At 69.3% G+C, this 7,013-nt stretch carries 5 protein-coding genes and 4 pseudogenes; 4 read left to right on the forward strand and 5 right to left on the reverse strand.

Translation table 11 applies throughout. From position 1 onward, the window contains the following. Nucleotides 1-59: 59 nt before the first annotated feature. Nucleotides 60-1,422: pseudogene (locus AMK33_RS40065) on the forward strand (cryptochrome/photolyase family protein); the annotation flags it as partial. A gap of 61 nt (nucleotides 1,423-1,483) precedes the next feature. After that, nucleotides 1,484-1,954 (forward strand): annotated as a pseudogene (locus AMK33_RS44625) (DnaB-like helicase N-terminal domain-containing protein); the annotation flags it as partial. A gap of 588 nt (nucleotides 1,955-2,542) precedes the next feature. Here the strand turns inward: AMK33_RS44625 and AMK33_RS40075 are convergent. The 5 genes and pseudogenes from AMK33_RS40075 to AMK33_RS40095 form a co-directional block, all read right to left on the reverse strand. Then, on the reverse strand, nucleotides 2,543-2,974 hold the full coding sequence (locus tag AMK33_RS40075) for an RNHCP domain-containing protein (RefSeq protein WP_073938156.1): 432 nt from the start codon (nucleotides 2,972-2,974) through the stop codon (nucleotides 2,543-2,545). A gap of 21 nt (nucleotides 2,975-2,995) precedes the next feature. Then, nucleotides 2,996-3,376 (reverse strand): RNHCP domain-containing protein, encoded by a 381-nt coding sequence (locus tag AMK33_RS40080; protein ID WP_073938157.1) that lies wholly within the window; start codon nucleotides 3,374-3,376, stop codon nucleotides 2,996-2,998. A gap of 360 nt (nucleotides 3,377-3,736) precedes the next feature. Continuing rightward, nucleotides 3,737-3,937: pseudogene (locus AMK33_RS40085) on the reverse strand (DUF5655 domain-containing protein); the annotation flags it as partial. 139 nt (nucleotides 3,938-4,076) lie between these two features. After that, nucleotides 4,077-4,424, reverse strand: coding sequence for an ArsR/SmtB family transcription factor (locus AMK33_RS40090; RefSeq protein WP_073938158.1), 348 nt, complete (start codon nucleotides 4,422-4,424; stop codon nucleotides 4,077-4,079). Nucleotides 4,425-4,622: 198 nt separating this feature from the next. Next, nucleotides 4,623-5,000, reverse strand: a complete 378-nt coding sequence (locus tag AMK33_RS40095; RefSeq protein ID WP_143203929.1) for a hypothetical protein — start codon at nucleotides 4,998-5,000, stop codon at nucleotides 4,623-4,625. A gap of 875 nt (nucleotides 5,001-5,875) precedes the next feature. Here AMK33_RS40095 and AMK33_RS40100 point away from each other — a divergent pair. Then, nucleotides 5,876-6,298, forward strand: a complete 423-nt coding sequence (locus AMK33_RS40100) for an OsmC family protein (RefSeq protein WP_073938160.1) — start codon at nucleotides 5,876-5,878, stop codon at nucleotides 6,296-6,298. 531 nt (nucleotides 6,299-6,829) lie between these two features. Continuing rightward, a pseudogene (locus AMK33_RS40105) lies at nucleotides 6,830-7,013 on the forward strand (sugar porter family MFS transporter); the annotation flags it as partial.

Consider the following 7,013-nt stretch of genomic DNA (forward strand, 5'->3'; position numbering starts at 1 on the left):
AACCCCTCGGACAGGCCCTAGTTCCCGCGGCACCGCCCCGACCCACCAGGAGCGACGACATGACCCGCGCGGTCGTCCTGTCCACCTCGGATCTGCGTCTGCACGACCATCCGCCGCTGCGCACCGCACCCGCGGCGGCCGACGAGGTGGTGCCGCTGTTCGTCCGCGATCCCGGCGTGCACGCCGCGGGCTTCGACGCCCCCGACCGCAGCACCTTCCTCGCCGACTGCCCGGCGGATCCGGACGCCTCGCCGCGCCGGCGCGGCGGCCGGTTGATCGTGCCCAGCGGCCCGGTCGCCCGGGAGGTCGGCGCGGTCGCGGCCGAGTGCGACGCCACGGAGGGCCACATGGCCGCGGCGGTGACCGGCTACGGCCACCGCAGGGAGGAGCGGCTGCGCGGCCGGCTCGACGCCCGTGGTGTGGCACTCCATGTGCACGACGCCGTGCTCACCGCTGTCGAGCCCGGGCGGGTGACACCGTCCGGCTCCGACCACTACACGGTGTTCACCCCCTGCTTCCGCCGCTGGTCCGCCGAACCCCTGCGGGGGTCTGTCCGGCGCCGCGCACCGTGCGCGTGCCGGACGGTGCGCGGGGTGGGCCGCTGCCGTCCCGCGACGCGCTCTCCGGTCTCTCCCCGGGCCTTCCCGCGGGAGGGGAGAAGGCCGGCCGGGAGCGGTTCTCCCGGTGGGTACGGTCGGGGTGTCCGCGTACGGGGAACGGCACGACGACCTGGCCGGCGACGCGACGTCACGGCTGTCGCCGTTCCTGCACTTCGGTGCCCTGTCCGCGGCGGAACTCGTGCGGCGGGCCCGTACGCACGGCGGGCCCGGCGCGGAGGCGTTCGTACGGCAGCTCTGCCGGCGGGACATCCACCACCAGGTGCTGACGGCGTGCCCCGAGGCGTCCACCCGCGACCACCGCACCCGGCACGACCGGTGGCGGGGCGGAGGCCGCCGAGGACATCGCCGCCCGGCGGGAGGGCCGTACCGGCTGTCCGGTCGTCGACGCGGCGATGCGCCGGCTGCGCCACGAGTGCTGGATGCACAACCGGGCGCGTCTGCTGGTGGCGAGCTTCCTGACCAAGACGCTGTACGTGGACTGGCGGATCGGCGCCCGGCACTTCCTCGGCCTCCTCGTCGACGGCGACGTCGTCAGCAACCAGCTCAACTGGCAGTGGGCCGCGGGCACCGGCACGGACACCCGCCCGCACCGCGTCCTCAACCCGGTCGTCCAGGGCAAGCGCTTCGATCCGCGAGGGCCCACGTACGCCACTGGGTGCCCGAACCGCACGACGTGGACGACCGTTCCGTGCACGAGCCCTGGCGGTTCCCGGAGGACCGCCGCGCCCGCCTCGACTGCCCCGAACCGCTGATCGGCCTCTCCGACGGGCTGGCACGCTTCACACACGCCCGCGGTCGCGACCGGGGAGGAACGCGGGCCGGGCGCCGCGGAGAGGGGAACCTGATCCCGGCCGTCGCCCTGGCAGCTCCTGCTCGCCACCGCCACGGCCTGCCCCGCCGACACCGAAGCCGCCCGATGGCTGCTCCCCGCCGACCTCACCCCGCCGCTGCACGCCGGCCTGCGGCAGTGCCCGACCGGCCTGGCCCGCCGCCGCGAGCCCGTCGGCCTCGTCGCGGTCCCGTGGGAAGCCCAGCAGCACGGCCCGCCGGACGCCGGCAGTGAACCGGGTGAGGTCCTCCGCCTGCCGGCCGGACCGGCCGGTTCCGTCGAGCACCGGGGCGAGCGCACCCTGCGGCGCTCCCTCCCGGCCACGGCCGAACACACCGGCCGACGCATCGCGGCGTACGCCGGTGCCCCGGCGAACGCCCCGTTCCAGCTCGTCGTCGGCGCCCGCCGATCCCTTTTCGCCACACGGCCTGACGCCATCGTGGCCGCTCACGCACCCGATTCAGCGCGGCTTCACCCCGAGCGCGCTGGAAGCCACGCACCGTAGGCAGCCCCGGCGGCGGGGTCCGGATGGACTGACGAAGGAAGTAGCCGGTCAAGGCGATGAGTACGCTGGTCGCGTCGTCGGGGTTGGCAGCGTGGGCGCGTAGACAAACATGACGCGGTCATCGGTCAGCAGCACGTTGTCCGCACGCGGATCGCCGTGGATCAAGGCACTGCCGGCTGCGGCGGTGCTCCAGGCGGCTTCTCGATCGGCGAAGGACCGAGCAGCACGGGCAGTTCCGCAGTAGCCGCCAGGACACGTCGGAGTTCGCCCGGCTGCCATGGCTGGGTCGGCACCTTCCCGTTCACGTCCCCGAGGACCAGGACGACCCAGCCGTCCAGGTCCAAGGCCATGAGCAGCGCCGGTACAGGCGCAGTGACCGGCAGGGGGCACGGACCGCAGCAGGCGACACTCACAGTGCTCCGAGATCTGGAGAAGGGGCGAAGCGTACGAGCACGGACGTGCTCGTACGCTTCGCCTCTTCGTGCGGCCTTGATGCCACACCGGCGGGAGCAGGGTGCAGAACGCCGCACGAAACGGGCGGCGCCTGCCCCGGTTCTTGCGGCACGAGGCCGCGAGGTGCGGCTCAGGTCACAGCTGGAGCAGCGTGCGGTGGGCGATGCTGGTGTCTCTCAGCGGTTTCAGCGCGAGGCGCACCAGGGTCAGTGCGTTGTCGTCGCCGGCGATCCGGTTGGCGCTGAGCTCACCGCAGGACCGGCACTGGTGGATGATCATCCACTCACCGTCGGGCCGCACGGACATGCTCAGTGGTTCCATCCGTCCACGGCAGGCCGCTGCCCGGTCACCCGGGATCCGGAGGTCGACGTGCAGGCTGGCCAGGCAGTTCGGACAGTGATTGCGGTGGCTGGTGCCGGGCGCGTCCAAGGACACGTCCAGTCGGCAGCCCACGCACCTGAAATCGTGTCGCCGGTGCCCTCCCTGGCGGTGCAGGACGTCCTTGTGCCGCTGTGGCCGTCGTGTTCTCCGCGTACGTCTGCTGGAGTTGTTCGCTCGTCTCGGCATGGGGTCTTCCTCCTCCCCCGTTTACAGGTCGCCGAACGCTTCGAGCGGGAACGGTGGTTGTGCCAGCGGCCGCACGGCCATGCGCATCAGGATGAGCTGGTTGTCGTCGGTGCAGATCGGGTTGGAGGTCAGTTCGTCGCAGCGCACGCAACGGTGGATGACCATCCAGTCACCGGTGCGCAGCACGGCGACGGAGATCGGCGACATCCGGCCATGGCATTCGCTGGGGCCGCCCTCGACATGGTCGAGGACGTGCTGGGAGTGCAGGCACGACGGGCAGTGGTTCCGCCGTGTGCCGTCGCCGGCGACGGCGGACACCGTCAGGCCGCACCACGCGCAGGTGAAAGTGCCGGCCAGAACGGTGTTCGGGATGCCGGAGAGAGTCTTGTCGGTACTGGACACCCGGAGGGCTCCTTGCTGAGAAGTCGGTCATGACAGCAAGAGCAGGCCGAGCGGCCTCGCCGAAGACGCGCCCCCGTATGCCTCAGCGCGTGAGGACTACGGAGTGTTTGGGCAGGTCAGAGCACCGGAAAGCCGCGTCCGGTAGCCGTCCGAGTGGGACGGGGGCAGGAGGACGTGATGGCTGGAGCCGTGCGGCGAGGCGCGCGCGGCAAAGGCCGGGGCACAAAACTCACTCCTTCCGGGGCACAGCGGGGCCGAGCAGTTCGACGGAACGCCCGAACAGTAGCAATGGCCCATGAGCGGGCGTCAACGGATTATCGGGCCCGCCACCGCCATGACCGGCGAAGACGGCTGGCGGAACCCGAGCCGGTCGCGGACCAGGTGCTCGAACTCGGCACGATGGTCCGTCAGCCACGCCAGGTGGAACAGTCCCTGGTTGATGACGCCGGCATCGACACCACGCTCGTACTCGACGATGACCGACGATCCGTTCTCGTCCAGCCCGAGCGAGTCGATCCGACCACCATGCACCGGCCCGGTGCTGTACTCGCTCGCCAGGAACAGCTCACGTGCCCGCTCCGCTGCCGAGATCCTTGAACGTCGTGACGCCGGACACACCCGGCTGCTCGGGCAAGTGCGGACAGCGGTAGCAAGCTCGGAGGCTCGCCAACCGGCTCGATCGACGGGCCGCGGCCGGCGGTCACCCCTGGTCATCACGTTCGCTGACGTGTTCCCCTACATGATCGGCGACTGCGGCGGACAGAAGGGCTGACAGGAGGCCGGGGAAGCGGGCCTCCAGGTCGTCACGCCGCAACGTCACGTAACAGCGAGTGCCCTCTTGTCGAGTCTGGGTTACACCCGCCTCACGCAACATCTTGAGATGGTGGCTGAGGGTGGACTTGGCGACGGGCGCGTCGAACTGCCCCCATCCTCGTTCAGCGCCGTCCGCCAGGATGCGGACGATCCCCAGCCGCGTCGGATCGCTGAGCACTCCCAGCAAACGCGGCAGGACGATGTGACTGTCGGCGGGTGCAGAATGGTCAGGCATATCGCCCACGTTATCGCGCGTTCGGCGTCCGTCGAACATCAGGCCGCGACGTCGCGGCGGCTCGGCCGCTGCGGGAGCCGGGCCTTTGGCGGTTGCGCGCCTGATCGGCCTTGTCCGGGATGGTGCAGCGGATCCCCGGCGGCACAGGCGGGCGCGGTTATCGCGGGAGACGCCTTGTCGGTACACACGCGATGGGGGTCACCAGCAGTCCAGACTCAGGCGTCCTGTGGCATCCCGCAGAAGCCTTTGCACCTCGACGTGCCCAACTGCCAAGGATGCTCCACCGCGTGCACGCCTCTCCTGCTCGCTGTTGGCCCGCTTCATTGCCGCCCGCACCGCCTGGAGGCTGTCACGGGCCTCGTCGACGACGTAGTACATCCAGATCACTCGGGAGACAGAGGCACGGAAGGGGACGCCCACCAGCCACTTGACGTGCTCCAGGGCATCGGAGTCGGCGCCGCACCCGGGATTGCGCTCCGTGCGGCTGACACGGTCAGGAGAAGAACTGATGGGAAGGTGTTCCTCCTCGACAGTGAACTCTGCGCCGCGGGCTGCGAGGGGGCTGTAATGATCCATCTCGAGTAGCATCAATCTCGTCCCCGTCCGTCTCCGATATCGTTTCTGCGTGCCACCAACGCGACCGACAGCACGAAGAGGCTCAGTGTCTCTTTTCGCAGGGTTGACCAAACAACCCGCATGTCTGTGACAATCCCGTCGTGGAGGCGGTAATGGGGGCGCGCACTACGGAAGGCCGCAGATGCGGACGGTGCGGTTACCAGGTTCAGCCGAATGTCCACTCCATCGACCGGAAAGTCATGCGGCATCGTTTCACTGGCCGGGGCGGCCTGCGTATGCCGAAAGGTGCGAGTACTGCCGGTACGCCGCTTTCCGGGGTTCGCCTCGCCGCAGGCGGCGTCCGCCGCACCGCCTACGGTTCGGAACTGCCCAGGAGGCACCTCAACCGGTGATTACCGGTGTGGACAGTCGCTGACAGACGCGTTGTGGTGGCGGTTGAATTCCCTGGTGAGCGACTACTGGACGCCGCGTCCTCCAATTCATCGATGCTCGATGCCGCCGCACCGCCATTCGCCACCGGTGAGGTCTCGGTCTTCACTGACCAGGAACATGTCCGCGGCCGGCTCCTCCGCCGGTGGGGGCAGCGGTTCGGATAAGTCGCTGCGACCGACCTCGTGCCGATATCCGACGACCACGCCCTTGGAAACCCGTGGGATCGATCGTGCGTGGTGACGCCGTGAGTCACCGGTCGTCACCTCCTGCAATGGACACCCGTGAAGGATTCAGAGATCAACGATCGAGGGGAAAGGCGGCCGTCCGACAAGATCGGCTGCCTCGACGGGGCGGAGAGAGGGCTGTCACACAGGCGCATGCCGATCGGTCTCTGCTGAGGAGGGACGGGCCACACGACCGCCCCCTTGCCGAGAGGGATACCCATGACCACGCGCCTCGTGATCGTCGCCGAAGGCAAACGACTCAGCCGTTCCGTCACCATCGGCCCCCACAGGCTGACCGTCGACGAGCCAGAACCCCTGAGCACCGACGCCGGTCCCACGCCCGGAGAGCTACTTCTGGCCGCGCTCGGATCCTGTACCTCTATGGCCGTGCGGGCGCTGGCTGACCGGCAAGGCTGGCCGCTCGACCGCATTGATGTGGCGGTGCGGTTCGGCACGCAAGGGAACATCATCAAGAACGTCGGCCTGACCGGAAATCTGGAGGCGGCACAGCGTGAGCAGCTACTGGCGGCAGCGGGACGCTGTCCTGTGCACCGCCTGCTGACCAGGCAGGCCACCATCGTCACGGTGCCCACCCTGCTGGTGGAACCGAACGATCCCACTCCCGATCCGGCCCCTCGATGACCTGCTCCACTCGGTCGTCCCTCCGCTCGTTGTCCCCGGTCGTGACAGCAACGAACTGCTGCCGCTGTGTTCGTGCACGATTCACCGGTCCGCGTCCTCGCTCGTGATCGACGTGTCGGCCAACCGGGACTTGATCACCACACTGTCAGGGAACATGGGCCGCAGGCGGTCCAGTGGTGAACCCGCGCGTGCACCTGCGCTATCACAAGCAGTGTCACAACGACGGGGCAGAAGCTGTCCCTTGGTGTGCTGCTGGCCTCTCGACGAGCCTGGCCGAAAGGCCCGACGGGCTGGTCTCCGGCAGGACTGGTGTACACCTCTCGACGGCGGGGCCACGCCTCGTCACCGGCCATGAGTCGCACCGTCCGAGCCCGAGATCACCACCGGTGACAGCTCCCGCATCGACCACGAGCGATGCTCTGGGAAGCCGGTGCATCACCATCTGTTCACCAGGGATCCCACCGTTTCCGTCGTCCAACGACACCTCGACGGTGAGCTCCCGGGCAGCTCTGCCATAACGAAGGAGTTCACGTGGCCGGCACAGCGCAGGCACAGAAGTCAGGAGCCAGGACGGCTCATCCCGAGCATCTCGGGCACGTCATCTTCATCGCGGCGGCGGCCGCCATGGGCGGTTTCCTCTTCGGCTACGACAGTTCCGTGATCAACGGTGCCGTCGAGGCCGTCCGTGACCGTTACGACATCGGCTCCGCCGCGC

Source organism: Streptomyces sp. CB02400 (genome assembly GCF_001905725.1).
GTDB lineage: Bacteria > Actinomycetota > Actinomycetes > Streptomycetales > Streptomycetaceae > Streptomyces > Streptomyces atrovirens.

What these genes read in the sequence shown, in the direction of transcription:
- AMK33_RS40075 (WP_073938156.1), bottom strand. Translation starts at nt 2,974, where the DNA reads ATGCCGAGACGAGCGAACAACTCCAGCAGACGTACGCGGAGAACACGA.
- AMK33_RS40090 (WP_073938158.1), bottom strand. Translation starts at nt 4,424, where the DNA reads ATGCCTGACCATTCTGCACCCGCCGACAGTCACATCGTCCTGCCGCGT.
- AMK33_RS40095 (WP_143203929.1), bottom strand. Translation starts at nt 5,000, where the DNA reads ATGGATCATTACAGCCCCCTCGCAGCCCGCGGCGCAGAGTTCACTGTC.
- AMK33_RS40100 (WP_073938160.1), top strand. Translation starts at nt 5,876, where the DNA reads ATGACCACGCGCCTCGTGATCGTCGCCGAAGGCAAACGACTCAGCCGT.